25 protein-coding genes are annotated in these 25,855 nt (G+C 39.9%); 5 read left to right on the top strand and 20 right to left on the bottom strand.

What is annotated here, in order from left to right; translation table 11 throughout:
- The first annotated feature begins 19 nt into the window (after nucleotides 1–19).
- Nucleotides 20–862, top strand: a complete 843-nt coding sequence (locus MMP72_RS05300) for a universal stress protein (RefSeq protein WP_241315241.1) — start codon at nucleotides 20–22, stop codon at nucleotides 860–862.
- Nucleotides 863–981: 119 nt separating this feature from the next.
- Here MMP72_RS05300 and MMP72_RS05295 read toward each other — a convergent pair whose 3' ends face one another.
- The 4 genes from MMP72_RS05295 to mutS form a co-directional block, all read right to left on the bottom strand.
- Nucleotides 982–1,650: an O-methyltransferase gene (locus tag MMP72_RS05295; RefSeq protein WP_241315239.1), complete on the bottom strand. Its 669-nt coding sequence runs from the start codon at nucleotides 1,648–1,650 to the stop codon at nucleotides 982–984.
- A 119-nt stretch (nucleotides 1,651–1,769) separates the two neighbouring features.
- Entirely contained in the window at nucleotides 1,770–2,477 is a 708-nt protein-coding gene (locus tag MMP72_RS05290; protein ID WP_241315236.1) for a D-Ala-D-Ala carboxypeptidase family metallohydrolase, read from the bottom strand.
- Between the two features lie 124 nt (nucleotides 2,478–2,601).
- Entirely contained in the window at nucleotides 2,602–2,931 is a 330-nt protein-coding gene (gene fdxA / locus MMP72_RS05285) for a ferredoxin FdxA (protein WP_241315235.1), read from the bottom strand.
- 230 nt (nucleotides 2,932–3,161) lie between these two features.
- On the bottom strand, nucleotides 3,162–5,819 hold the full coding sequence (mutS, locus tag MMP72_RS05280; protein ID WP_241315233.1) for a DNA mismatch repair protein MutS: 2,658 nt from the start codon (nucleotides 5,817–5,819) through the stop codon (nucleotides 3,162–3,164).
- A gap of 867 nt (nucleotides 5,820–6,686) precedes the next feature.
- Between mutS and MMP72_RS05275 the strand changes: the two genes are divergently transcribed.
- Nucleotides 6,687–6,914, top strand: coding sequence for a hypothetical protein (locus tag MMP72_RS05275; protein ID WP_241315231.1), 228 nt, complete (start codon nucleotides 6,687–6,689; stop codon nucleotides 6,912–6,914).
- 242 nt (nucleotides 6,915–7,156) lie between these two features.
- Here MMP72_RS05275 and MMP72_RS05270 read toward each other — a convergent pair whose 3' ends face one another.
- Entirely contained in the window at nucleotides 7,157–7,387 is a 231-nt protein-coding gene (locus tag MMP72_RS05270; protein ID WP_241315229.1) for a hypothetical protein, read from the bottom strand.
- 294 nt (nucleotides 7,388–7,681) lie between these two features.
- On the opposite strand from MMP72_RS05270, the gene umuD reads away from it, so the two are divergent.
- Together umuD and MMP72_RS05260 are read left to right on the top strand one after the other, a co-directional pair.
- Nucleotides 7,682–8,293 carry a translesion error-prone DNA polymerase V autoproteolytic subunit gene (gene umuD, locus MMP72_RS05265; protein ID WP_241315227.1) on the top strand — a complete coding sequence of 204 codons (612 nt, stop codon included), beginning with the start codon at nucleotides 7,682–7,684 and terminating at the stop codon, nucleotides 8,291–8,293.
- Between the two features lie 3 nt (nucleotides 8,294–8,296).
- Nucleotides 8,297–9,595: a Y-family DNA polymerase gene (locus tag MMP72_RS05260; protein WP_241315225.1), complete on the top strand. Its 1,299-nt coding sequence runs from the start codon at nucleotides 8,297–8,299 to the stop codon at nucleotides 9,593–9,595.
- Between the two features lie 83 nt (nucleotides 9,596–9,678).
- Here the strand turns inward: MMP72_RS05260 and MMP72_RS05255 are convergent, their stop codons facing one another.
- The 14 genes from MMP72_RS05255 to MMP72_RS05190 form a co-directional block, all read right to left on the bottom strand.
- A complete protein-coding gene (locus MMP72_RS05255; RefSeq protein WP_241315629.1) occupies nucleotides 9,679–10,884 on the bottom strand; it encodes an OprD family outer membrane porin in 1,206 nt (401 codons plus the stop codon).
- Nucleotides 10,885–10,987: 103 nt separating this feature from the next.
- Complete coding sequence (locus MMP72_RS05250; RefSeq protein WP_241315223.1) at nucleotides 10,988–12,346, bottom strand: aromatic acid/H+ symport family MFS transporter; 1,359 nt, start codon at nucleotides 12,344–12,346, stop codon at nucleotides 10,988–10,990.
- Nucleotides 12,347–12,536: 190 nt separating this feature from the next.
- A complete protein-coding gene (gene pcaD / locus MMP72_RS05245; RefSeq protein WP_241315221.1) occupies nucleotides 12,537–13,310 on the bottom strand; it encodes a 3-oxoadipate enol-lactonase in 774 nt (257 codons plus the stop codon).
- Between the two features lie 10 nt (nucleotides 13,311–13,320).
- Nucleotides 13,321–14,535: a 3-oxoadipyl-CoA thiolase gene (pcaF, locus tag MMP72_RS05240; protein WP_241315219.1), complete on the bottom strand. Its 1,215-nt coding sequence runs from the start codon at nucleotides 14,533–14,535 to the stop codon at nucleotides 13,321–13,323.
- A 95-nt stretch (nucleotides 14,536–14,630) separates the two neighbouring features.
- Nucleotides 14,631–15,284 (bottom strand): 3-oxoacid CoA-transferase subunit B, encoded by a 654-nt coding sequence (locus MMP72_RS05235; protein WP_241315217.1) that lies wholly within the window; start codon nucleotides 15,282–15,284, stop codon nucleotides 14,631–14,633.
- A 10-nt stretch (nucleotides 15,285–15,294) separates the two neighbouring features.
- On the bottom strand, nucleotides 15,295–15,981 hold the full coding sequence (locus tag MMP72_RS05230) for a 3-oxoacid CoA-transferase subunit A (RefSeq protein WP_241315215.1): 687 nt from the start codon (nucleotides 15,979–15,981) through the stop codon (nucleotides 15,295–15,297).
- A gap of 12 nt (nucleotides 15,982–15,993) precedes the next feature.
- Entirely contained in the window at nucleotides 15,994–17,187 is a 1,194-nt protein-coding gene (gene benE / locus MMP72_RS05225; protein WP_241315213.1) for a benzoate/H(+) symporter BenE, read from the bottom strand.
- Nucleotides 17,188–17,227: 40 nt separating this feature from the next.
- On the bottom strand, nucleotides 17,228–18,013 hold the full coding sequence (locus tag MMP72_RS05220) for a 1,6-dihydroxycyclohexa-2,4-diene-1-carboxylate dehydrogenase (protein WP_241315211.1): 786 nt from the start codon (nucleotides 18,011–18,013) through the stop codon (nucleotides 17,228–17,230).
- A gap of 17 nt (nucleotides 18,014–18,030) precedes the next feature.
- The gene (gene benC / locus MMP72_RS05215; protein WP_241315209.1) at nucleotides 18,031–19,047 is read right to left on the bottom strand and encodes a benzoate 1,2-dioxygenase electron transfer component BenC; all 1,017 of its coding nucleotides are present in this window, start codon (nucleotides 19,045–19,047) and stop codon (nucleotides 18,031–18,033) included.
- A gap of 69 nt (nucleotides 19,048–19,116) precedes the next feature.
- Nucleotides 19,117–19,620, bottom strand: coding sequence for a benzoate 1,2-dioxygenase small subunit (gene benB, locus MMP72_RS05210; RefSeq protein ID WP_241315207.1), 504 nt, complete (start codon nucleotides 19,618–19,620; stop codon nucleotides 19,117–19,119).
- Nucleotides 19,621–19,631: 11 nt separating this feature from the next.
- Nucleotides 19,632–21,008 carry a benzoate 1,2-dioxygenase large subunit gene (gene benA, locus MMP72_RS05205; protein WP_241315205.1) on the bottom strand — a complete coding sequence of 459 codons (1,377 nt, stop codon included), beginning with the start codon at nucleotides 21,006–21,008 and terminating at the stop codon, nucleotides 19,632–19,634.
- Nucleotides 21,009–21,090: 82 nt separating this feature from the next.
- A complete protein-coding gene (catA, locus tag MMP72_RS05200; protein ID WP_241315203.1) occupies nucleotides 21,091–22,011 on the bottom strand; it encodes a catechol 1,2-dioxygenase in 921 nt (306 codons plus the stop codon).
- 151 nt (nucleotides 22,012–22,162) lie between these two features.
- Complete coding sequence (gene catC / locus MMP72_RS05195; RefSeq protein WP_241315626.1) at nucleotides 22,163–22,453, bottom strand: muconolactone Delta-isomerase; 291 nt, start codon at nucleotides 22,451–22,453, stop codon at nucleotides 22,163–22,165.
- 11 nt (nucleotides 22,454–22,464) lie between these two features.
- Nucleotides 22,465–23,580 (bottom strand): muconate/chloromuconate family cycloisomerase, encoded by a 1,116-nt coding sequence (locus MMP72_RS05190; protein WP_241315201.1) that lies wholly within the window; start codon nucleotides 23,578–23,580, stop codon nucleotides 22,465–22,467.
- 111 nt (nucleotides 23,581–23,691) lie between these two features.
- On the opposite strand from MMP72_RS05190, the gene MMP72_RS05185 reads away from it, so the two are divergent.
- Nucleotides 23,692–24,633 carry a LysR family transcriptional regulator gene (locus tag MMP72_RS05185; RefSeq protein ID WP_241315199.1) on the top strand — a complete coding sequence of 314 codons (942 nt, stop codon included), beginning with the start codon at nucleotides 23,692–23,694 and terminating at the stop codon, nucleotides 24,631–24,633.
- A gap of 78 nt (nucleotides 24,634–24,711) precedes the next feature.
- Here the strand turns inward: MMP72_RS05185 and MMP72_RS05180 are convergent, their stop codons facing one another.
- Nucleotides 24,712–25,812, bottom strand: a complete 1,101-nt coding sequence (locus MMP72_RS05180; protein ID WP_241315197.1) for an MBL fold metallo-hydrolase — start codon at nucleotides 25,810–25,812, stop codon at nucleotides 24,712–24,714.
- Nucleotides 25,813–25,855 lie beyond the last annotated feature (43 nt).

The raw sequence follows: 25,855 nt of genomic DNA, 5'->3' as shown, positions 1-25,855 counted from the left end.
GACCTAAAGAGAGGCCAACATGAATCGTGTCATTGCATGTATTGATTCTTCACCCTGTATTGATGCTGTGGCTGAAGCTGCGGTTTGGGTTGCCAAACAAACCCAAAGAGAATTGGTATTGCTGCAAATCTTGGATTATTATCCTGCAAGCTATCATTTAGGTGAAATCAGCGGTGTGATTGGCTTTGAGAGTAATGCCATGTTGCTCAAAGAGCTTGCTGAGTTGGAGCAGAAGCAAAGTGAATTAGCGCTCGATTATAGTAATAATCTCCTCAATCATATTTCAGAGTTAATCGAGAAACAATACGGTTTAACCAGTAAAAAAATTCAAGAAAAAGGCGATTTTCTTGAACAAAGTTTTAATCTGCTCAATGAAAATGACGTGGTGATTATTGGTCGTGTTGGCGAGCGTGCGGCAGAGAAAAACAAACCGATTGGCAGTAATGTTGAGAACTTTATCCGTGGAGCAAACTGTACCGTGATTACGGTTGGGGAGCATTTTGAACCACCTAAACGTTTTATTTTTGCATACGAATATTCGCCAACCTGTCAGAAGATGTTGCAACGTATTGCTCAGAGTGATTTGTTGAAAAAATTGCAATGCCATCTGCTTTATGTCGGCGATCATCCTGAAATGCTTACTGAGCCAGCAAAGTATTTAACGGATGCAGGTTTAGAAGTTATGCCTGTTTATCGTTATGGCGATGTAGCACAAAATATTTTGGAATATCAAAGAGAACATAATGTGCAGTTAATCGTTTTAGGTGCTTTTAGCCATAGTAAAATTCATCAATTTTTCTTAGGTAGCATTACGACAACGATTTTCAGAAATGCAAATGTACCGTTATTAGTCGCTAAGTAATTCATTTTACTCCATATAGTTATCCGCAAATACTGTGGATAACTATATGGAAAAGCACTATGTAAATTTGTATCTATATGAAATTTAATAACTAAAAAAATCAGTTCGTTTTTTGATCTTTATTTTACGATCGCAATTGCAAAGCCATCATGTCCTTTTGAACCTACTGTTTGTAGTGCTGTACACGATAAAAGCTGAGGGTGATTTTTCAGTGCTGTGAACGTTTCCCGAATGCCTTCGATACTAGGTTTTTTATTGTTTTCATCCAAAATAGCGCCTGAACGAATCACATTATCCAATACAATAATCGTTCCTGAATGAGATAGCTTCAAGCTAAGTTCTAAGTATTCAGGGTAACTTTGTTTGTCGGCATCAATAAAAATTAAATCAAATGCTTCACTGGCTTCTGCAATGAGTTGATTCATGACATCTGCACCGCGCCCTTTTTTGAGTTCTATATGGGTTGGCATATTGGCATAATCAATATTTTCTTGGGCAATGATGGCATGACTATCTCGTCCTTCAACCGTGAGCAAGTAACCATCAGCGGGTAAGGCTTGTGCCAGCCAAATCGTGCTATAGGCAGCAAAAGTTCCCAGTTCCAATACACGTTTACATTGATTCATTTGAATCAACATTTGTAGGAACATACCTTGATTCGGTGCAACAGCTAAATGATTCGAAAGACCTTGGGTATCGGTATTGTCCAATGCATGTTGAAGTTTAGGGTCAGAGGGAATTAAATGTGAATTGATATAGTCATCAATGTCGGTCCACATCTGTTGCATAATCAAGCTTACCTTTGAATCTGTTTGCAGCATTTTAAACATTTATGCACAGAGTGCAATTTGATTGCTGTATAAAAAAGAGATCATTTTGATCTCTTTACTGGAAATGATTTTCTATTCTAAAAATTACACATTGAGCTGTTGCGTGTCAGGTCTGGACCCCAAGTGCGATAACCTTGAGTATCAATATGAATCTGACCTGAGCGATATAGCCCGATACCTAGATTTAAGCTTTGACCATGTTGTACCCAAAACTGACATAATTTAAATTTGGACTGTTCGATAAATGCATAATCCTGTGGCTGAGGATATTCAGGACCAATACGGAAATCGATGGCAGAGTTAAATAAATGTTTAGACGAACTTGCACCGCCTGCACATTCATTTAAGGGTAAATCACGGTAGACAGAAGTCACTTCAAAATCGGTTAAGATTTTGGCAGAGATTAGGTATTTAAAGACACGCAAAGTAGAAAGAGAGTTGTTCCACAACTCACGGTTTGGTACGGCATACTCACTACGACCACATTTTTGCCAATCTCTTGCAGTTCGTAATAATTCAAAACTTGGGATAATGTGAGCGACTTGATTACGTGTTAAAAACTGTTCATATTCACGAACACGGGCATAGTTTTCACCTTGGGCCAACCATCGGCGATATGATGCTGGTTCTACTTTATCTGGCGTTGGTCGAGTAAAGGTTACTGTTTCCTGAGGAATATGGATTCTTTTGCCTTTGTTTACTTCTGTCTTTGAACTGACACAGCCGACCATCATCACAGGGATGATAAAAAAAGATAAAAGACCCTGTAATTTATTTCGCAACATAAAAGTCAGTTCACAATTTAAAGACAAGTTATTTTAATGCAAAATAACGTACGCATAATGGAACAATTGCAAAGATATGTGTGATTCAAGTATTAAAAAAGACCAGTAAAACTGGTCTTTTCAATTACTTTTCTAAATATTGCAGTTTATCTGGTTTTCCGTTCCATTCTTCACGATCTGCAGGTTGTTCACCAATTTGAGTGATATTGTTACCCGCCCATTTTTCAGATAATTCAGTATTGAGTTCGATAAAGATTTCTTGACCTTCTGGTAATTCATCTTCAGAGAAAATTGCATTTGCTGGGCATTCTGGTTCACAAAGCGCACAGTCAATACATTCATCTGGATTGATGACAAGGAAGTTTGGACCCTCATAAAAACAATCGACAGGACAAACTTCAACACAATCTTGATATTTACATTTAATACAATTTTCAGTGACAACAAAGGTCATGGCGACAGCTACCTAAAAAAATGGTTTCATTTTGCATAGTGTATTTTAGGCAAAAACCACTGACAGAAACAATTCCTTTTATTGATATTTATTATTCGTATCAATGAAAAGGGCTTATTTATATGACTTTTGTTGATAATAAATCTCAAAAACATCACTAAAATAAGCAGTTTTTATCAAAAGTGGGGAACATAAGCCCTATCAAAAATAATAGGGCTTATGTATTTTGCCTAACCCTCAACTGTTTGAGCCTTATTGTATAAGGCTTTTAGTTGATAAAGCTGTTCAAGTGCTTGGCGTGGAGTGAGGTCATCTACATCAATGTGTTGTAACAAATCTAAAGCAGGGGACTGGACTTCCACTTCAATAATTTTTTCAACAACCTGTGTTTCAATTTGGGCATCAATTGAACTGAATAAATCCGTTTGTACTGTCTTTTGCAGAATATGATGTTGTTGCTTTTCAAGAATTTTTAACCGTTTTTGTGCTTCTTTAATCACACTTGCTGGGATACCTGCTAGTTTTGCAACCTGTAAACCATGACTTTGGCTTGCGGGCCCGTGCTGAACTTTGTGTAATAAAATTAAATTACCATTTAATTCTTGTGCAGTAACGTGATAGTTGTCTATGCCAGTTTCACTGCTGAGTTCAGTAAGTTCAAAATAATGTGTGGCAAATAGACATAAGCATTTCACACGTTTAGTCAAATCAAGTACACATGCCCAAGCCAAAGAAAGACCATCATAAGTACTGGTTCCTCGACCAACTTCATCCATTAATACCAATGACTGATTCGTGGCATGATGTAAAATTTGAGAGGTTTCGGTCATCTCAACCATAAAGGTTGATTTTCCTGTAGATAAGTCATCGGCTGAACCAATACGGGTAAAAATACGATCAATCGGGCCAAGTTTTGCAGATTTTGCCGGAACAAAACTTCCACAATAGGCGAGAAGACTAATCAGAGCCGTTTGACGCATAAAAGTCGATTTACCGCCCATGTTTGGACCAGTAATAATCGCCATACGATGTTGTGTATCTAGAAATGTATCGTTTGGGGTAAATGGTATTTTATTTAAAGCTTCAACCACAGGATGACGGCCTGCTTGAATTTTAATGCCTGTTTCGGGACTAAACTCTGGTCGTGCCCAATTGTTTAATCGTGCTTGGTGGGCAAAATTAGCAAGTACATCAATATACGCAATTGCAGTACTCATCATTTGTAAATGTGCAATATTTTGGCGTAGCTCATCCAATAATAATTCAAATAAGTGTTTTTCACGGGCTAATGCACGAGACTCACTAGAAAGCACTTTGTCTTCAAAGCCTTTAAGTTCTGGCGTGATATAACGTTCAGCATTTTTGAGTGTTTGACGACGGATATAGTCCGCAGGTGCTTGTTCTGCTTGAGCACGAGTGAGTTCAATATAATAGCCACTGACACGGTTATAGCCGATTTTAAGGGTGTTGATTCCAGTACGTTGCCGTTCTCTTATTTCTAGGTCAATTAAGAATTGTCCTGCATGATCACGGATTTTTCGGAGTTCATCCAACTCTTCATCATAGCCTTCTGCAATTACATTGCCATCACGCAAAAGTACCGGTGGATTTTCTACAATTGCGGCCATCAACTGCTGATGTAAGTTTTTAAAGTCACCGAGCTCATGATCTAATTGTGTTAATAATTTAGATTGTTTGGCTTGTAGAACGGGTGTTAATGCATGACGTAAAAAAGGAATTTGCGCACAGGCATGGCGTAGTTGAACCAAATCACGTGGGCGAGCACTGCCTAAAGCAACGCGGCTTAGAACTCGTTCTATATCTCCAATCTCTTTTAGCACCAAACGTAGAGGTGCTTCATGGTATCCCTTTAAAAGTTGTTCTGTGGCGTCAAGACGGGCATCTAAAACTGCTGTATCACGAATGGGCTGCATGAGCGTTCGGCTGAGTAAACGTCCACCCATGGCTGTTTGACAGTCATTCACGAGTTGAAACAGGGATGTACCATGATCAAACAAAGGCTCAATAATTTCTAGATTACGACGTGTAATTGGATCGAGTGCTATAAAATCTGTACTTTGTTCAATTTGAATCGAACGAATATGTGGCAGTGCCGTTTTTTGTGTTTCTTTGGCGTAGTGAATCAGTGCTGCCGCGGCAGCTTTCGCCAGCGGAATTGGATCTAATCCAAAGCCTGATAAGGTCGAGACGGAGAACTGATCACATAAGGTTTTTTGTGAATTATTTAAATTAAAATCAACATTTGGGCGCTTGGTGATTGGGCAATCTATGTTCTTTTTAATCTGCTCAATAATATCTTGATCAACTAAATCTTCATCGATCAAAATTTCACTTGGCATTAAACGAGCAAGCTCAATGGGAAGTTGTTCGGGTTTATAGTCTTGTTGTTGAACTTTAAAAATGCCTGCACTGAGATCTAGTAAAGCAAAGCCAACTTGATTTTGTTGGATACATAGCGCAACTAAGTTTGATGATTGATAACTAGACAGTAAAGCATCATCAGTTAAAGTCCCAGGCGTTAGGATGCGAACGACTTGTCGATCCACAGGACCTTTTCCTGTAACTTCACCGACCTGCTCACAGATCGCAACCGTTCGACCTGATTTAACCAAACGTGCAAGATAGCCTTCTGCCGCATGATAAGGTACGCCAGCCATTGGGATTGGTTCACCATTGGCCTTACCACGATGGGTTAGTGTAATTCCTAAAAGTTTGGCAGCAAGACGGGCATCTTCAAAAAACAATTCATAAAAATCCCCCATGCGATAAAATAGCAGGGCATGTTGATGCTCCATTTTTACTTTTAGGTATTGTTGCATCATTGGGGTATGAGAGGAGAGATCAGCCATGATTTCTTTGCTATTCATGTATAAAAATCCTTAAAAATAAATACTAAATCTCATGCTTTTAAAACTTGGCTGTCTAACCAATTACTAGGCAAAGCTAGGTGAATCTATACAAAAGCATACCTTTTGGTGTGCCTTTTATTTGTGCCAAAATTGAAATAATAATGTCTGAGAAAGCATTACACTTTTCTCAAGTTTGCCATCTTAACAAATTTGAGCTGATTGAGAAAAAGGAATCGTAATATTAGCTGGGAAATAAAACTAGATTGCAACAAGAAGCTTGTTTTATTGACTCGTGCTATAGGTAAGATGATGGTTGGTGATGCAGATGAAATTGATATTGGGGCATATACTGGCTTGTGGAAAAATCAGGGCTTAAAATTTTGGTATATAGATATAGACGTTTACTACAATCGAATCACAGGCCTTCTACAAATGCTTGGTTAAGTCCCGAAACTTTTGAACAGAAATATTTTAAGAATTTAGAGGAATCAGTGGTCTGTAATCGTGTTTAGGATCAGATTTTTAGAAAAAATGTGTGCGGCAAAATTACGCCTTATAGATGATTTTGAATTAAATGGTTTTAATCAGTCTGATATGTCAACACACCTTAGAATCTATACAATCTTATCTACAGCAAAGATGAGATTTTTTATGTCTGATATCTCTAGAAGAGATATTGAGGTGCAACAAAGCATTTCTTTGTAACCCGATGGTTAAATAAGGATAAATATTATTAATGTTAAAAAATAATATAATTCAATCACTTGTGTTTTAGTGCAATAAAAGGATAATACTTATAACTCTTGTTACAAGGATTGAGTCGACAAGAATCAGAAATTTTTACATAGTCGTATACAGATAAAATTGGGAATAGAGAGAATAATTATGAACAAGATCACTGTGATGATTAAAGATCAGGAAGAAAATGAATCTATAGTTGTTGCACAGCTGAATGACATAGAGGATCACGAAGTTCCGATCTTTAAAAGAGTGGAGCATATTGAAATTGAGGGTCGGGATATTTTTCCGAATATGGATTTCATTTTTGAAGATGAATTAGATGGAAAAACTTATAAAATAATTTCTCTTGTTAATGATAAAAGACTTATCTAAATTATTCAGTTGCTTTGTTTTTGTATAAAAATAATCCACCTATTTGAATTGAATAGGTGGTTTTTATTTAATAAAGATAAAAAAATTAAGCATAGAATAAAAATTTAGGGTGTGGGAAAGTAATCAAAATATAGTATGGATATTAGTCTATTTCGTTTATATTTTAAAAATCAAGAAAAGAACTTGCTGAGTGCTTGTAAGCAAGCTCTTTGTAATGAAATTATATTCTATGCGTATAGTGATCATGTAATTGGGTTGAGCCCTTTAACAATATCATTAAATTCAGAACCATTTAACCAAAAAGATTTCTTTAAGAAGAGGGTGGTCATGATACTTTCTGCTGCTTCACTATTCTCGCTTTCACAAAACAATCCATAGCTATTGCCTAGTACAGTGTTGTTTTCAATAAGACGAATAAAGTAAGCATGTTGTTCATCAGCATAGCCAAGAATTGCATCACGTCGACTGTCCATTTTTCATGTCTCCACATCAAAAATATTTGAATAAAACCTAACGGCTGATAGATCAGAATTATTAGTGAATTAGATCAATAACTTAAATGCTATTAATAAATTGAAAAGCATCGTAAGTGATTCATTTTAAACATTAATCTCACTTTGTTTTACATCCTTGTCTAAGTTGAACAAGTGAGGATCTGATCTATGAAATTTATTGTTATGCAAAATTAATTGCACGTCAACTTGAATTTGTAACTTTTTCAAGTTAAATTGAATGACTGTTGTTAATCACTTGGGGTGGAGGGAAGGATGTCCAAAAAAAATGACTTTGAGCATGGCGGTGCGAGAGCAAATGCTGGGCGTAAGGCACAATTCAGTGAACCGACCAAAGTGATTCGTGTTCCTGAATCTCAAGTAGATTTCATCAAAAATTGGTTACTGAATAATGTCAAAACTGGTACGCATACAGATTTGACCTCCTCAATGAAAATTCAAAATGTTCAAGCGAACAATGATCGAATTTACCACATTCCATTGGCAACGGAACGTGTTGCTGCGGGATTTCCATCACCTGCACAAGATCATGTTGAGCAAGCATTGGATTTAAATCAGTTTTTAATTCGAAATGAAAATTCCACTTTTATTGTGAAAGCCAATTCACTGTCGATGTTAGATGTCGGAATTGATATTGATGATCCCTTAGTTGTTGATCGAAGTATCCCAGCAAAGTCGGGCGATATTGTGATTGCATTGATTGACAATGATTTTACCGTGAAACGCTTGATGATTGATCATCATTTTAATCCGCCAAAAGTATGGCTAAAGGCCGAAAATCCTGATTATCAGAATATTTATATACATGAGGGACAAGAGTTGGTGATTTGGGGCGTGGTGACTTATAACTTGAAACCGATGAGGTAGTAAATGAGTGTGCCACAACGTATTTTTGCTTTGATTGATGTGAATGACTGTTATGTCAGTTGTGAGCGAGTATTTAATCCAAAGCTAGAAAATCGTCCTGTGGTTGTGCTTTCAAACAATGATGGCTGTGTGGTTTCTCGTTCTTCTGAGGCCAAACAACTAGGTATCAAAATGGCTGTCCCTTATTTTCAAATTGAAGAGATTATTCGGCAGCATCAGGTGGTCGTATTTTCAAGTAATTATGCTTTGTATGCGGAAATGTCTCGACGTTTCATGAATATACTCGGAAGTTTTGTTGCTCCTTGTGAGCAAGAAATTTATTCGATTGATGAGTGTTTTTTAGAGTTGACTGCTTATCAACAAAGTTATGATTTGAGTGAATATGCACGTCAGATTTTAGCGACAGTCAAAAACTGGTTGGGCCTGCCATGTTGTATCGGTATCGGCTATTCTAAAACCCAAGCGAAACTTGCCAATAACTTAGCAAAGACCCATGCGAGTTTTAACGGTGTTTGTAATATGGTTGATGGAGATCCCAGTATCATTGAAGACTTACTTCTTCATATACCAGTAGCAGAGGTTTGGGGCGTCGGACGAAAGATTCGACAGCGTTTAGAAAAAATGGATATCTGTTCAGTGATGGATTTAGTCCAAGCAGATCCTAAAATGATCGGAAAGTATTTTTCTGTTGTGATGGAAAATACGGTTAAAGAATTACAAGGAATAGCATGTTTAGAAATTGGTGATGTTATTTCAGACCGCCAGCAAGTATTAAGTAGTCGTTCCTTTGGGCAACCGATTGACGATAAAAATAGTCTAAGCGGGGCTTTAACAGAGTTCACCCTGAGAGCAGTAGAGCGTCTCCGTAAACAAAAGTTATTGTGTAAGGCTGTTGGTGTCAGTATTCGAACCAATCGATTTAATAAAGAACAATATTACCGTCCATTCACCATGGTGTACTTAGCTGACTATAGCGATGATCGTTTAATGATTATGAAAGCGGTACAGCAGGGTTTGGATCGAATTTATCTAGCAGGACATCGTTATAAAAAAGCAGAGGTCATTTTACTCGATATCATCCCTCAACATAGCCATGCGGTTGATCTATTCCATGATACTGAGCAAATGCTAGCACGACAGAATCTATCCGCTGCGTTTGATGAGATTAATAAACGGTTCGGTCGAGATATGATGAAGTTTGGGCGATTGGTCACTCCGCAAGGACAAACTTGGCGGATGACTCAAAATCATAAATCACCAAGTTATCTGACGAAGTGGGATGATCTTTTGAGAGTTGGGTAAGACTATGGGACGAGATAGGCTGAATGATCATTTATTCTATAAAGAAGGTGACAGCCAATTGGCTGCCACCTTCTAAAAAAACATTAAAATTTCTTACTGTAGTTCACAAATAAACGATCTTCACCAAAATCGTTACCATGCTTCACATTATAATCAATACGAATATATTGTAGTGCTAGACCTTTAAGAGTGGGTTGCTGGAAAGCATAGTTGAGAATAATATTAGATTCACTTTCATGATTCTCTTTGCCATCAGTCGTTTTAAAATTATCGCCATAAACATATTTAACGGCTGCATTAAATCCAGGAATATAATCTTTAAAGTTATATCCATAGATAAAATGATATGATTTTTCATCTTTCTTAAAGAAACCTGTAGCATTCCAATTGATAAAATAGGTTTCTGGTAAAAAACCATCTGGGAGTGGGTAGGCAGATTCACCAATAATTTGTTGGTAGCCTAAACCAAATGTATGATTTTTTATCTTTAACGTTTCTAATAACCCAATATTTTGTGCATCAATATTAAAATGACTGCTATCTTCTTTTGCATTGAAGTATTTAAATTTTGAGTTTAGTGTGTAATTGGGTGAATTTAAATGATGTTCTAGACCTATATAATGCTTATTATATAAATCCTCCATATTGCCATAATAATATTCACTCTTTAAATCTGGTGTAATTTGATAGCGCAAATCGACATAATTTAAACCATCTGAATATTCAGTCTTGCCATTTGAAGTAAAGGAAAATTTTCGAAAATCTTCCTCATTACGAGGAGAAACCTTTTCTACGCGACCAATTTCTGCATAAAGCTTATCGCTGAGTTGTGATTTGAGCTTAGCTCCCCAATACGAGGTCAAAAGTTGACGACTCGTATCTACTGCAGTGACAGGCAAGTCCAACCAAAGTTCACCGATACTCAATAGCGTCTTGTCATAGCCCAGTTTAAGTGTTGCACCATGTTTTAAATAATCGGATGCCTGAGAGTGGGTTGTCTGATCAAAGGGCAATATGGTGTCAGCCACATGCTTATCTGAGCTTAAACGAACAGCATATTGAACAGATGCATCAACACCAATCATCAACGGTTTTTCAGCGAGTGTGAGTGGTGTTTCCATCATTCGGGAGTTATAAAAGAGCGAGGCTGCCTGTGACCAACTTCCTGTATCTTTTAGCGTTTCATTCTCAAAGTTACGATTAATATAGGCATTTTTTAAGGTAAATTTCCATTCATCTTTCCCCTTTGATGCATCAGCCCAAAGAGATGTCATTGAAAAAACCGTCATGAATGAAAGTGTTGATAAAAGAATTTTATTTAATTTAAAAGGATGCATTTTTCATTTCCATTTCAAAATTTGATTGCGCCTTTCCTAGGCGCAATTTGAATGACTATTGATTCACTGATGCTTGTGATTGGAGTGCAGATTTTGACGTTGTAGGTACAACTGCTGCTTTGAGGTTGACTAAGAAGATTGCTAATGCTGCAATAACACCAGGGATTGCTATTGCGAGAAAATTCATTTGGTGAGGTAATTCAAAGGTGAGTAATGCACCTGTAAGTACAGGTCCGATGATGGCACCAATACGACCAATACCTGACGCCCAACCCATACCTGTTGAACGAACAGTGGTTGGATAAAATTGTGCGACAAAAGTGTAAAGCAAGATTTGTGATCCGATTGTTGCCGCGCCAGCAAGTGCGATTAGGCCGTATAGAACAATTTGAGGGCTATTAAAACCAAGGAGAATTAGGGCAGCAGAGCCGATCAAAAACATTGAGGTAATAACAGGTTTTAAATGGAATTTATCCGCTAACACTCCACCACCAATTGCACCCACCATGCCACCGATATTCAATGCAAATAAGAACAGCATACTTGCACCTAACGAATAGCCAGCTTGTAACATCAGTTTTGGTAACCAACTGCCTAATGCATAGACCATGAGTAAACACATGAAGAATGCGATCCAGAACATAAATGTGCTGAAGATTCGACCATCTTGGAATAATGCCCGTACAGGTGCATCCGTATGAATATTTTCATTGAATATCAGTTTAGTACTGGTATTTATTTTGGCATTTGGTGCTAGTTTTTTGACAATCTCTTTTGCTTGATCATCGTGTTTAGATTTGATAAGAAAAGCTAATGATTCTGGTAAGAACTTCCAGATAATAGGGAGTAACAAGAGTGGGGTGCCTGCAATCAAGAACATGATTTGCCATCCCATATCTTGAACGAGCCACGCACCGAGTAAAGCAGATGCCATCCCTCCGATTGCATATCCGCTAAACATGATCGCAACTAAAGTGCTTCTAATTTTTTTAGGGGCATATTCGGTCATTAAGGCAACAACATTTGGCATCACACCACCGATACCCAACCCTGCAATAAAACGTAAAATTGCAAATTCAACGGGATTGCTGGCAAATGCACCTAAGAAGGTAAATCCGCTGAATAAGGTTACACAGATCATAATAGTTTTTTTACGACCTAAACGATCCGATAACGTGCCGAAAATCATAGCGCCGAACATCATTCCAAATAATGCAGCACTGGCAAGTAAACCAGCTTGTACCGCAGTTAAAGACCATTGCTGCATTAATAATGGTAGCGCGACACCATAAATAACCAGATCATATCCATCAAAAATAATAATTAATAAACACCAAAGTAAAACTTTCCAATGAAATGGATTAAATTTTGCTTCGTCTATAACTTCATTGAGATTTATTTTTTCCATATACATTCTTCACCTCCAATTTGTGAAGCGTTGTCTTATTTAGTGTTTAAACTATTTTGTTATGGGGTTTTAGTCAAAAACTTAATTGATATATATTTATGTCTTTAAGGTATTGAGTTTATTGTGGTTTATATAAGATATAGGCGACAAAAAGCAGAGTATTTAAATACTCTGCTTTTTTATAATGATTGGTATATTAAATAAATTGATTTATAAACTGATTAAATGCATCAGCCGCTTCAACATTAGAAATATGCGAAGCATTTATTTCAACCAATTTCGCATTTGGAATATGCTGTTGCATAAACTGAGCATCTGCAACCGTAGTCACAGGATCTTGTTTTCCAGCAATAATCAAAATAGGAATCTGGATGTCTTTAAGCGCTGCACGAAGATCCGCTTTAGCCAAAGCCTCACAACAATGGGCATAACCTATTGCGCTGCCAGCACTTAAGTCGTTACATAGATTATTTACAACTATCGGATGACTTTGGATAAAGGGATCTGTAAACCAGCGTGATGCTGCTGTGGTCGCGATAGGTTTTAATCCTTGTTCGCGAACCAACTTAGCACGATCTAGCCAAGCCTGTTCCTGCCCAATTTTAGCGGCGGTATTGGCAACAATCACATGACTAAAACGCGCTGGATAATGAATGGCCAACCATTGTCCTATGAGTCCACCCATGGAAATACCACAGAACACAGCTTTGGAGATATTAAGATGGTCCAGTAAATGAATCACATCTTCACCGAGTTGCTGTAAAGTGTAAGACCCTTGTGGGGTAGAGGATGAACCATGTCCACGGCTGTCATAACAGATCACAAAGAAGCGCTCTTTAAAATAATTAAATTGCTGCTGCCACATCCCATAATTGGTGCCCAATGAGTTGGAAAACACCAGTGCAGGGGATGCTGGATCACCAAAGGTCTGATAATTAATCTGTGCATCTGTAGATTGAAAAATTGGCATTTTATATTCCTCAGTTCTGATCTACACGTTCAATAATCAGCGCAATGCCCTGACCAACACCGATACACATTGAACATAAAGCATATTGCCCTTGAATCTGTTCAAGCTGATTTAAGGCTGTGGTGACCAGTCTTGCTCCCGATGCACCGAGTGGATGACCTAAAGCAATCGCACCACCATTCGGATTGATACGTGCATCATCATCGGCTAAATCTAAATCACGCGTCACAGCTAAAGCCTGAGCCGCAAAGGCTTCATTTAACTCAATCACATCCATCTGATCTAAAGTCATGTTAGCTTGTTTGAGTAATTTCTTAATCGCAGGTGCTGGCGCAAATCCCATAATCCGTGGTTCAACACCCACTGTGGTTGCTGCAATAATCTTGGCACGTGGTTTCAGTTGATATTGTGCAACCGCTTGATCTGAAGCGATCAGCAAAGCTGCTGCACCGTCATTAATCCCTGAGGCATTGCCTGCCGTGACTGTGCCATCGGCTTTCACCACTCCTTTGAGCTTGGTCAATGCTTCCAAAGTCGTCGATGCACGTGGATGTTCATCGGTATCAATCACAACGGCATCACCTTTACGCTGTGGGATGCTGACTGGCACAATCTCTTGTTTAAAAAAGCCTTTGGCTTGCGCTGCTGCGGTGCGTTGTTGGCTCACCAAGGCGAACTGGTCTTGATCGCTACGGTTAATATTGAACTGTTCTGCCACGTTCTCTGCTGTTTGTGGCATGGTGTCTACACCATATAATTCTTTCAGTTTTGGATTGATAAAGCGCCAACCCATCGTGGTATCTTCAATCTTTTGGCTACGACCAAAGGCACTGTCCGATTTACCCATCACATAGGGTGCACGGCTCATGCTTTCCACACCGCCTGCAATCACTAAATTTGCTTCACCAGCTTTGATGGTACGTGCTGCCATGGCAATGGCATCAAGCGAAGAACCACATAAACGATTCACTGTGGTTGCAGGTACTTGATACGGTAAACCTGCCAGTAATGCAGACATACGACCGACATTACGATTATCTTCACCCGCTTGGTTAGCACAGCCATAGATCACATCATCGACTTGTTGCCAATCCACTGTTGGATTACGTTGCATCAATGCCTGAAGTGGAACAGCTCCAAGATCATCAGCACGTACTGGCGCCAGACCACCGGCATAACGACCAAATGGGGTACGGATGGCATCTACAATATAAGCATTTTTCATTTTAAATATTTTCCTTCAATCCATGTCTGGCTCAATTTCACTCTAAGTATTTCGCGGCAGCGACATGGATGTCATCATTTGCGGCAGTGCTGGTTTTATGGATGAGTCGCATCAATCAATTGAGCACCCGTCAAACTTTGCAATTCTTCAAAGCTGAGACCATCTACCTTTTCAATCACTTTTAAACCCTCTGGTGTCACATCAATCACACACAGGTCAGTGTAGATACGATCGACACAATGCTTGCCTGTCACGGGATAGGTCAGTTCTTCAACAATCTTGGGTTCACCCTGTTTGGTCACATGATCAGTGGTGATAAACACTTTCTTGGCACCCACAGCTAAATCCATGGCACCGCCCACCGCAGGAAGCGCATCGGCTGCACCTGTGTGCCAATTCGCCAGATCACCATTGGCCGCCACTTGAAATGCACCCAATACTGCAATATCTAAATGACCACCACGCATCATGGCAAAGGAATCACCATGATGGAAAAAGCTACCACCTGTGAGCATGGTGACGTATTCCTTACCTGCGTTGATCAGTTCAGGATCTTCTTCACCTTTGGCTGGTGCAGGACCAAAGGCCAATAAACCATTTTCAGAATGCAGGAATACATCTTTATCAGCAGGCAGATAGTTTGAAATCTTAGTCGGTAAACCAATACCTAAATTGACATAAGCACCATCAGGAATATCTTGTGCCACACGTGCTGCAATTTGGTCACGGCTGAGTTTTTGATAGCTCATGTTGTTCTCCTTACTGCGCAGCAATCGGTGAGGTCGGTTCAACTTCAACCACGTGCTGTACAAAAATCCCTTGTGTAATGATATGTTCAGGATCAAGTTGACCCAATTCGACCACTTCCGAGACCTGAGCAATGGTGACATCCGCTGCCATCGCCATGATTGGACCGAAGTTACGTGCAGATTTGCGATAAATTAGATTGCCCCAACGATCGCCTTTATAGGCTTTGATTAGGGCAAAGTCGGCTTTGATCGGAGATTCAAGCACATAGTCTTTACCATCAATATGACGAGTTTCTTTACCCTCAGCCAGTAATGTGCCAAAGCCTGTTGGGGTAAACACCGCACCTAAGCCCATACCCGCAGCTTGAATACGACAAGCGAGATTGCCTTGTGGCACCAGTTCCAGTTCAATCTTGCCTGCATGATAGAGTTCATCAAACACCCATGAATCAGACTGGCGTGGGAATGAACAGATGATTTTACGGACGGCACCTGTCTTTAACAGTTTAGCCAAGCCATAATCACCATTGCCTGCATTGTTATTGACGATGACGAGGTCTTTAACACCAAGTTCAATTAATCCATCGATCAGTTCAGCGGGTTGACCTGCGGTACCAAAACCACCAATCATGATGGTGGATCCATCACAGATTTGGGACAGTGCTTCGGCGAGGGAAGCTTTTGATTTATCGATCATAATAATTTTATCCTAGACAGTGTTTGAGCAGGGACGAGGATTGAGAAGAATCTGGGCAATCACACCAATACAAATCCCCCAAAAAACCGAGCTAAGTCCCAGAAAGTGCATGCCAGAGACAGTTGCAAGAAACGTAATGAGAGCCGCATCGCGTTGATGATCATCTTTCATGGCAATCATGACATTTGTGCCGATTGCACCTAATAAGGCGAGACCAGCCAAGGCTGCAACTAATTCTTTAGGAAGTAGGCTAAATAACATGACAATACTGCCTGCAAATAATCCACCTAAGATATAGAAAATACCATTCGCAACACCTGCGATATAACGTTTCTCTTTAAGTTCATGTGCATCTTTGCCCATACATAAAGCGGCTGTGATTGCAGCAAGTACGATGGTGATGCCACCGACACAGGCAACTGCCAATGAGGCAATACTGGAGGCTGTAATAATGGGTTTGGCAGGGGTGTCATATCCGCTCAGTCTCATAATTGCCATTCCGGGTAGGAATTGCCCAGTTAAACTGACTAAAATCAGTGGCAAGGCAAGATTGAAAGTCGAATGCCACGTCCATTCAGGCAGAATAAATTGTGGAATTGCCAAGCTAAATTGTATTTCGACAGGATTCATTTTTCCTAAGAATAAACTGAGCACCACACCACAGAATAAAACCCAAACCATGGTATAGCGAGGTGAATAGCGCTTTGCGAGTAAATAACAGAGCAGCATACTAAACACGATCAGAGGCATATGATCTGTTGCGATAAACAGTCCCAATCCAAACTGAAATAAAATTCCTGCCATCATTCCAGCAGCAATACTTTGTGGAATCCATTTCAGTAATTTGTCGAAATAACCTGTAATACCCACGATAAAAATCACAACGGCAGAGGTGATGTAAGCTGCTACAACCTCGTTCAGTGTAATATTGGGGAACAAGGAAACGAGCAGTGCCGTACCTGGTGCTGACCATGCTGTAATGACAGGTGTTTTATAACGAATTGAAAGATAGATCCCTGAAATTGCAGCGCCAATTGAGACACCCCAAATCCATGAAATCATCATTGTTGGCGACACATTCGCTTTTTGTGCTGCCTGAAAAAAGATGATTAACGGTCCTGCGTAGGAAATTAAAACGGCCAAGAAACCTGCAACTGTGGCTGATATTGACCAGTCATCTTTCAATGTTTTGAATAGCGTCATCATATTGGCTCCTTGCCTAATTTCCTGTAAGGGGGATTCAGGGTTAACCCTGATCACCACCACCTACAGCAATCACACTACCTGTCATATAAGATGATTCATCCGATGCTAAAAAAACGATGGCATTGACTTGTTCATCAATCGTACCGTAACGTCCCATCAAACTACGCTCTTTGGTTTGATCGACAACCTGTTGCATCCAGACCTTCTCATTTTCTGTTAAAGGGTTACTGTTACGAGGTACTTTTCTTGGTGGTGCTTCTGTTCCACCTGTCGCAATTGCATTAACTCGGATTCCATCTTTGGCATGTTCAAAGGCAAGGGATGCGGTCAGCGCATTGACACCGCCTTTGGCCGTTGAATAGGGGATACGGTTAATACCGCGGGTGGCAATAGAAGATACATTGACGATAACGCCACGCTGATGTTTCAACATTTCAGGCAAGACAGCGCGGCAACACCACAAGGTTGGGAAAAGCGAACGGTTGATTTCTTTGATAATCTCATCTTCACTGAATTGATCATAAGGTTTCATCCAAATTGCGCCACCAACGTTATTGATCAGGACATCAACGTGGCCAAAATGTTCAATCGCTTTGCTTACAACCGCTTGGGCGCCTGCATAACTTTCGAGGTCCGCTTGTACCGTGATCGCTGTTCCACCTGCATGGATGATTTCTGTTGCAACCTCATCCACCAGTTCGGAACGATCTGCCAAAATAACTTGTCCATTTTCAGCGGCAATGCGAAGTGCAACACCACGCCCGATTCCTTGTGCCGCACCAGTAACGATGACAATTTTATCTTTGAACCTATCTGTAAATATCATGGTGAACTCCGATTTGATTAATTTGCTGAAAATTTTTCAAACAGGAAATTTGCAGGTTTAATACTTTCCTGATCTAACCAGCTACGAACCGCTTCAACCATTGGTACAGGTCCACATAGATAAATATCGACATCTCCATGATTTAACCAATCATTTTTGATATGACCAGTAACATAACCTTTACGCTCATGTTGACTATCAGGGTTGGCAACCACTGTTCGATATTCAAACCACGGATATTGACTTTGCAATTCATCTAGTTTTTCAATTGCCACTAAATCAAAGTCGTTTGTTACACCAAACACCAGTCGCACAGGTTGTTCAGAACCTTTTTCTTCAAGGACTTGTAACATCGACATAAAGGGTGCAATACCAGTACCACCAGCAAGCATTAAGACAGGGCGAGTTACATTGCGGAGATAGAAACTACCAAATGGACCTGTAAAACTCATTTTGTCGCCAGCTTTGGCATTTTTACTTAAAAATTCACTCATTTGTCCATTGGGTACGTTACGAACCACAAAGCCTGTTAAGCGATTTCCTGGTTTTGAACTGAATGAATAAGAACGGGTTTCCGCTGTACTAGGGATACCGACATTGACATATTGTCCAGCAAGAAAATGAATATCGGGTTGGCCTTCATCAAGTTGAATATCAAAAGTAATAGTTGAATCAGAAAGGTTTTCAACGCGTGATAATGTGCCTTGAAAACTATGAATTTCGGTTTTGCAGACATCAGAAGATGCTTGAATCTGGAATACAGCATCCGAAGTCGGACGGCATTGGCAAGCAAGAATATAGCCTTGTTCTGCTTCTTCTGGTGTTAAGGCATCTTCGATATACGTTTCTTCTGGCATGTTATAGCTACCAGATTCACAGAATGCTCGACATGTACCGCATGCACCATCTCGGCAATCCAAAGGAATATTGATCTTCTGACGATAGGCCGCATCAGATAAGGTTTCACCTTGTGCGACAGTAATAAAGCGTGTCACGCCATCTTCAAATTGAAGTGCTACATTATGGTTAGACATGGCAATCATCCTATTTAAAAATTTTGATCTGGCTAACCCAGCCAAAAATCCATTTGGCTGGGTGGCTGGTTAGAGATGATAAATATCAATAACTTGATTGATATAATCGTTCTTCAACACCACATATTTACTGAGGATTTTTGGTTGCTCGCCAGAAAAATCAATGACATAACGAGACATACCAAAGTAGCTATAGTTGGTCTTATAGCGGAAACTGAGCGTATTCCAGTTAAAACGAATGCTCACTTTGTCACTATCACGTTCTACTACTTCAATATTGGTAATGTTGTGGCTGGTACGTGTATCTGGCATGGTTGCTGATGAACGTTCAGTTTTGATTCGGAACACACGATCTTCCAAACCCTGACGATTTGGGTAATAAATCAGGGAAATTTCTGATTGAGGATCTTCAGTTAATTTGTCGTCATCATCCCAAGCAGGCATCCAGAAAGATGCTTCTGCTGCATAACAATTTAACCAGTCATCCCATTGCTCATCGTCAAGAAAGCGGGCTTCACGATAAAGGAATTGAGCAATATTCTCTAAAGTTGCTTTTTCAGTTGCGGTATTCATACGGTTTCTTCCTACACTTGAGTCGCTGCCAATTGTTTTTCGGTAGCAATCGCATTTTTCATAGAGGCCAACCAATATTGATGTTGAGCGAGATATAGCCCTTCATCTTCGGTTTTAATGCCACTCAATTTCGGTTTTAAACCAATTTCATTGGCTGCATCATCTGGGCCATGAATCCAGTGTTTAGAGCCGCGGCACATATCGTTCCATTCCAATTCAAGACCTGCATAACCTGCCTGACATGCACGAAATTCTTCTAAATCATCAGGGGTTGCCATACCAGAAGCATTAAAGAAATCTTCATATTGACGGATACGACGAGCGCGAGCTTCTGGTTCTTCACCGACAGGTGCAATACAGTAAATCGTTACTTCTGTTCTATTAACACCGAGTGGTCGTAGTACCCGAATTTGTGAACCAAACTGATCCATCAAATAAACGTTTGGATAGAGACAAAGATTGCGTGAGCGCTCAATCATCCACTTCGACATGGCAGCGCCATATTTCTCGATATATTCATCTGCTTTTGGATAGTTCGGTCGATCTTCTGGGTTCGCCCATTGCGTCCATAACAACATATGACCATGTTCGAAACCATATGAACCACCGCCTTGTTTGCCCCAAGAACCAGCACTCATGGCACGGATATTGTCACCCGCTTCAGTTTCTTTACGGTGTTGGGTGGTTGCGGCATAGTTCCAGTGAACCGCAGATACGTGATAGCCATCGGCACCATTTTCAGCAGTGAGTTTCCAGTTGCCTTCATAGGTATAGCTTGAAGAACCACGTAAAACTTCTAGACCTTGCTCAGATTGACCCACGATCATATCGATGATTTTGGTGGTTTCACCGAGGAAGTCTTCTAAGGACGGTACGTCAGGATTTAAGCTACCAAATAAAAAACCTTTATAGTTTTCAAACTTTGCAACTTTTTTTAGATCATGTGAGCCATCTTGGTTAAAACAATCCGAATATCCTGCATCTGCTGGATCTTTAACTTTGAGTAATTTACCTGAGTTGTTGAATGTCCAACCATGGAAAGGGCAGGTATAGGTGGCTTTATTACCGCGTTTATGACGGCAAAGTTGTGCACCTCGATGTGAACATGCATTGATCATGGCATTCAATTCACCAGCGCGATTACGGGCAATGATGATGGGCTGACGACCAATGTGGGTGGTGTAGTAATCGTTGTTCTTTGGAATCTGACTTTCATGTGCTAAGTAAACCCAATTACCTTCAAAAATATATTTCATTTCAAGGTCAAACAACGCTTGGTCAGTAAAGACTGAGCGATGAAGTTTGTATTCACCTGTTTCTTCATTGTCGACGAGTAATTCATCAATTCGGTCAAGGTGGCTGGTATTGATTACAGGAATTCGTGGCATGTCCGTTCTCCGACTCTCCAAAGGAGGAAGTCCTGAGCTAGCAAGATTTGCTTGATCGCTCAGTTTCTAAATATGTTTTTAGTTAAGCGCTTGCGCGACGACGATCAACCTCAGTAGAAGGTGCGGAAGCAGCGTCTTTCACCAATTCAATATTGAAGGTGATGTGTTGGAACGGTTTATCCAAACCACGACGCTGAATTTCAGCTTCATCTGTAATCTCTACAGTGGTTGCGACTAAGCCATCACGTGTTGCAAAAGCAAAGTCATCCCATAAATACTCATCACCCTCAATATTGAATTGAGTCGTGAGTTTGCGGAAATCAGGCGCAGAGACGAAATAATGCACATGAGAAGGGCGATTACCATGACGACCTAGTTTGTTGAGTACAAATTGTGTTGTACCTTCAGGTGGGCAGCCATAACCAACAGGCATGGTGGTTAAAGCAACATATTTGCCATTTGCATCTGAAAGAATGGTGCGACGTAAATTAAAATCTGATTGCGATTTATCAAAGAAAGAATAATTTCCCAAACTATTTGCATGCCAAACTTCAACTTTGGCCCCTTCGATGATATTGCCTTCAGTATCGGTTACAGTACCTTCGATAATTAAAGTATCAATCTTGTCCGATTCTGATCCATCATCCATACGCGCAAAACCGACAGATTCGGGTGCACCAGCAACATAGAGTGGCCCTTCGATGGTACGTGGAGTACCGCCAGTAACACCTGCCTTGGCATCTGCTTCATCAGCACGTAAATCTAAATAATGTTCCAGACCCAAGCCCGCAGCCAGTAGCCCTAGTTCATTGGCTTGACCTGCATCAGTAAAATATTCGAGACCTTTCCAAACTTCTGATGGTTGAATATCCAAATCTTCAATGGCTTGAAATAAATCACCTAAAAGACGAACAACGATGGATTGAACACGTTGATCAACAGAGCCAGTAGCAGTGTCAACATTCATTTGTTTAACTAGAGCATCGATTTCCTGACGGTTCATACTATTTCTCCTTAAGTATGCTTAGCGCTTTTGTGGCGGGTTCACCAGCGATCTATGTTTTGCTAGTTTTATGCCTTGCCACATTCCTTGTTTTCAGAAGACCCTGAGAATCTTGTCACTCGTCAGAGTCAGGTATTGGTTGTTGTGTGAGTTAACGATCATCATCACGAATAGAAGAGGGATGACGATTCAAGGCCATCACTTCAATATCCATATATGGATACAACGGTAGACCTTGCAAAATGTTGTGGAGTTCTTCGTTGCTGTCCACATCAAAAATACTGATATTTGAATACTGTCCAGTGATACGCCAGATATGACGCCATTTACCTTGGCGCTGTAAGTCTTGCGAATATGCTTTTTCGACAGCCTTGATTTGATTGGCTTGCTCAACAGGCATATCTAGTGGAAGGTGCACGTCCATGCGAACTTGAAATAACATCATTTTTCTCCCTATGCTTTGCGTCGCAATTGCTCGATTTTGTCTTCATCAATCTCAATACCTAAGCCAACTGCTTGAGGTACAACCAATTCAAAATTTTCATATTGCAAAGGTGTTTTTAAGATTTCTTCAGTCAGGAGCAATGGGCCAAACAGTTCGGTACCAAAGGCAAGGCTATCGAAGGTACTAAATGCATGAGCAGAAGCAATTGTTCCAACTGGACCTTCCAGCATTGTTCCACCATAAAGGTCAATCCCTGCCAGTTTGGCAATTTTTGCGACCTCACAGGCTTCAATTAAACCGCCTGATTGCTCAACCTTGACTGCAAATACATCCGCTGCATGTTGTTTTGCTAAACGATATGCACTAGCAGGACCTGTAAGCGCTTCATCTGCCATGATTGCAACATCAAAGCGATCCGTTAAACGAGCAAGTACTTGCGTTTGTTCAATTGCACAAGGTTGTTCGATTAAATCGATGCCACCATCTTGCAATTGCTGGATACCACTGACGCATTCCAATTCAGACCAAGCACGATTGACATCCACACGAATACTGATTTCAGGCCCAAGTGCTTTTTTAATGGCAATCACATGATCGACATCATGTTGTACAGGATTTGAACCAATTTTTAGCTTAAAGATATTGTGTCGTTTTAACGCGATCATCTTTTTTGCTTCAGCAATATCTTTATCGGTATCCCCAGAAGCAAGTGTCCAAAGTACAGGGAAACGATCACGTAAACGTCCGCCAAGCACTTCACTTAAAGGAAGGTCGAGTTGTTTCGCCTGAATATCTAACAAAGCGGTTTGAATGGCACACTTGGCGAACCGATTTCCGTTAATACTTTTATTGATGAGTTTCAACGTTTGCGCAACATTCAACGGTTGTTTGATCGAAAGTAGCAAAGGTGCGAAATAGGTTTCGATATTTGCTTTGACACTTTCAGGGCTTTCTTCACCATAATTAAGTCCACCAATGGTGGTCGCTTCCCCCCAACCAATCACGCCATTTGCTGCTGTTACTTTAACCAATACCAAGGTTTGTGTTTGCATGGTGGTCACAGAAAGCTTGTGTGGACGAATGGTTGGAATATCAACTAATATGGTTTCGACAGATTTATACATTTCACACCATCACTGGTTCTTTATATCCTTCCTATACCTTAAAAGAATGATTAAACTGTGTCTAAGACTGAATATGTATTTTTTTATACCTATTAGGTATGGAGATAAAGAATGGAACTCAGATATCTACGTTATTTTGTCGCAGTGGTGGAAGAACAAAGTTTTACCAAAGCCGCGGAAAGGCTTTTTATTGCCCAGCCCCCCTTAAGCCGACAGATTCAAAACCTTGAAAATGAACTCGGTGTGCAACTTTTTGAAAGAGGGAGCCGACCTTTACAAACGACAACAGCAGGGCAGTTTTTGTATCAACATGCATTAAAACTTTTGTCTAATGCTGAAGAAGTAAAAAGCATGACCAAGCGGATTGGTTTGATCGAAAGAACCTTAACGATTGGATTTGTGGGTTCATTGCTTTTTGGTTTATTACCCCGAATTATTTATCTGTATCGACAACAACATCCCAATCTCAATATTCAATTAGTTGAATTAAGTACAACTGAGCAGATTCAAGCTTTGAAAGAGGGGAAAATTGATGTGGGTTTTGGACGTTTAAGAATTAGTGATCCAGCAGTGAAGCGTGTTTTATTGCGAAAAGAGCGCCTCGTGGTTGCCGCACATTCTAGCCATCCCATTGCGCAGAGAATAGAGGGAGTCTATTTAGCAGATTTGGTGGAAGAAAAACTTTTTTTGTACCCGAATACGCCTAAACCTAATTTTTCCAGTCAGCTTTTAAATATTTTTGCAGAGCATAGTTTAGTGCCTAAGCATGTTCGTGAATTACGGGAAATACAACTTGCTTTAGGTCTGGTTGCTGCTGGCGAAGGCTTATGCATTATTCCAGCAAGTGCGGATACCATACGTTTTCCACACTTAGTTTATATTCCTATTTTAGATAGTGATGCGGTTAGCCCTATTTTTATTACTGCAAGGGCTATGGATAAAAGTGGAGATCTACAGTCGTTGTTTGATTGTATTTATCATGTTTATGATTTAGAGGGCATCCCTTATCAACGAACTGTTTTTATACTCGATAATGATACAGAGTATGATTAGGAATAATCGGACAAGCATAGAGTGATTGTCCGGTTTTTAGTTTTTATTGGGCGTTCAGTTCCTTCAGATTTACTGTGTTTATTGAATATTTTCCCACCAAGCTTTAAAGCTTTGACGATCATTATCTAGTTCAACCAGTTCACCGATCATGGGTGTTACAAGACGGTATTTTCTCGTTTTTGAATATTCTACAATCCGAGTAATGGGTTCATACCAAGCATGTTTGGCTAAACTAAATTTGGAATGATGTACAGGAAGCATATTACGTGCATTCAATTCTTCAGTGGCTTGTGCAACTTCATTAGGATGACAATGTACTGCATGCCAAGCAGTGTCATATTGACCATTTTCCATCAGTGCCCAATCAAATGGTCCGTATTTTTGGCCAATCTCAATAAAATGCTTGTTATAACCACCATCACCTGTATAAAAAATCTTTTTGTTTGGTGATTGAATAATGAATGAAATCCACAGGTTTTTACCGCCATCGAAAGCACGCCGTGAATCATGGTGAGTGGTCTCGGTAATAATGGTTATACCATCATCAAACTCAATACAGTCACCCCAATCTTTTTCAATCAACATGTCTTTGGGATAGCCCCAATATTCAAAATGTTCGCCAACACCTAAACCTGTGATCACATATTTTACTTTGTCTTTTAACTTAAGAATGGTCTCATAGTCCAAATGATCATAGTGGTCGTGTGAAATCAGTAAATAATCAATATCTGGAAGTTCTTCTACCGTATAAATATCCGTTCCTCGATAAGCACGAGTTCCCCAAGGTAAGGGGGATGCTTTGCCACTCATCACGGGATCAATTAAGATTTTTTTGCCATGTAGTTGCATAAATACGGAAGAATGTCCGAACCAGATCATCACATCCTGCTGTGGATCAAGTGTTTTTAGATGGGTTTTAATCGAAGGGATAATATCTTTAGGTCTACGATGAGGAATGGTTTTGATAAATGTTCTATAAAGTTCAAGGAAAGTATGGGAGCAATCTGTCATGCCCAATCGTTCAGTTAGATTGCGAAATTGACCTTGTTGATAGTTGGGAGAGCTTTTGATACGTTGCAGCCGTTCCCCTGAGGGACTTTTGCCAAAAAGAGGGTGGTGAAGATATAAAAAGCAGATGGAGAGAAGTAGGATGAGAGCGAGAGCAGAAACAATAAGCATAAATCGCATTCCCTTTTTATTTGAGCATTCGATAGTCAACATT

This window comes from Acinetobacter sp. NIPH 2699, from assembly GCF_022549355.1.
Classification (GTDB): Bacteria; Pseudomonadota; Gammaproteobacteria; order Pseudomonadales; family Moraxellaceae; genus Acinetobacter.
The sequence above is the reverse complement of the archived record's forward strand: the minus strand, read 5'-3'. Positions and strand labels throughout refer to the sequence as shown.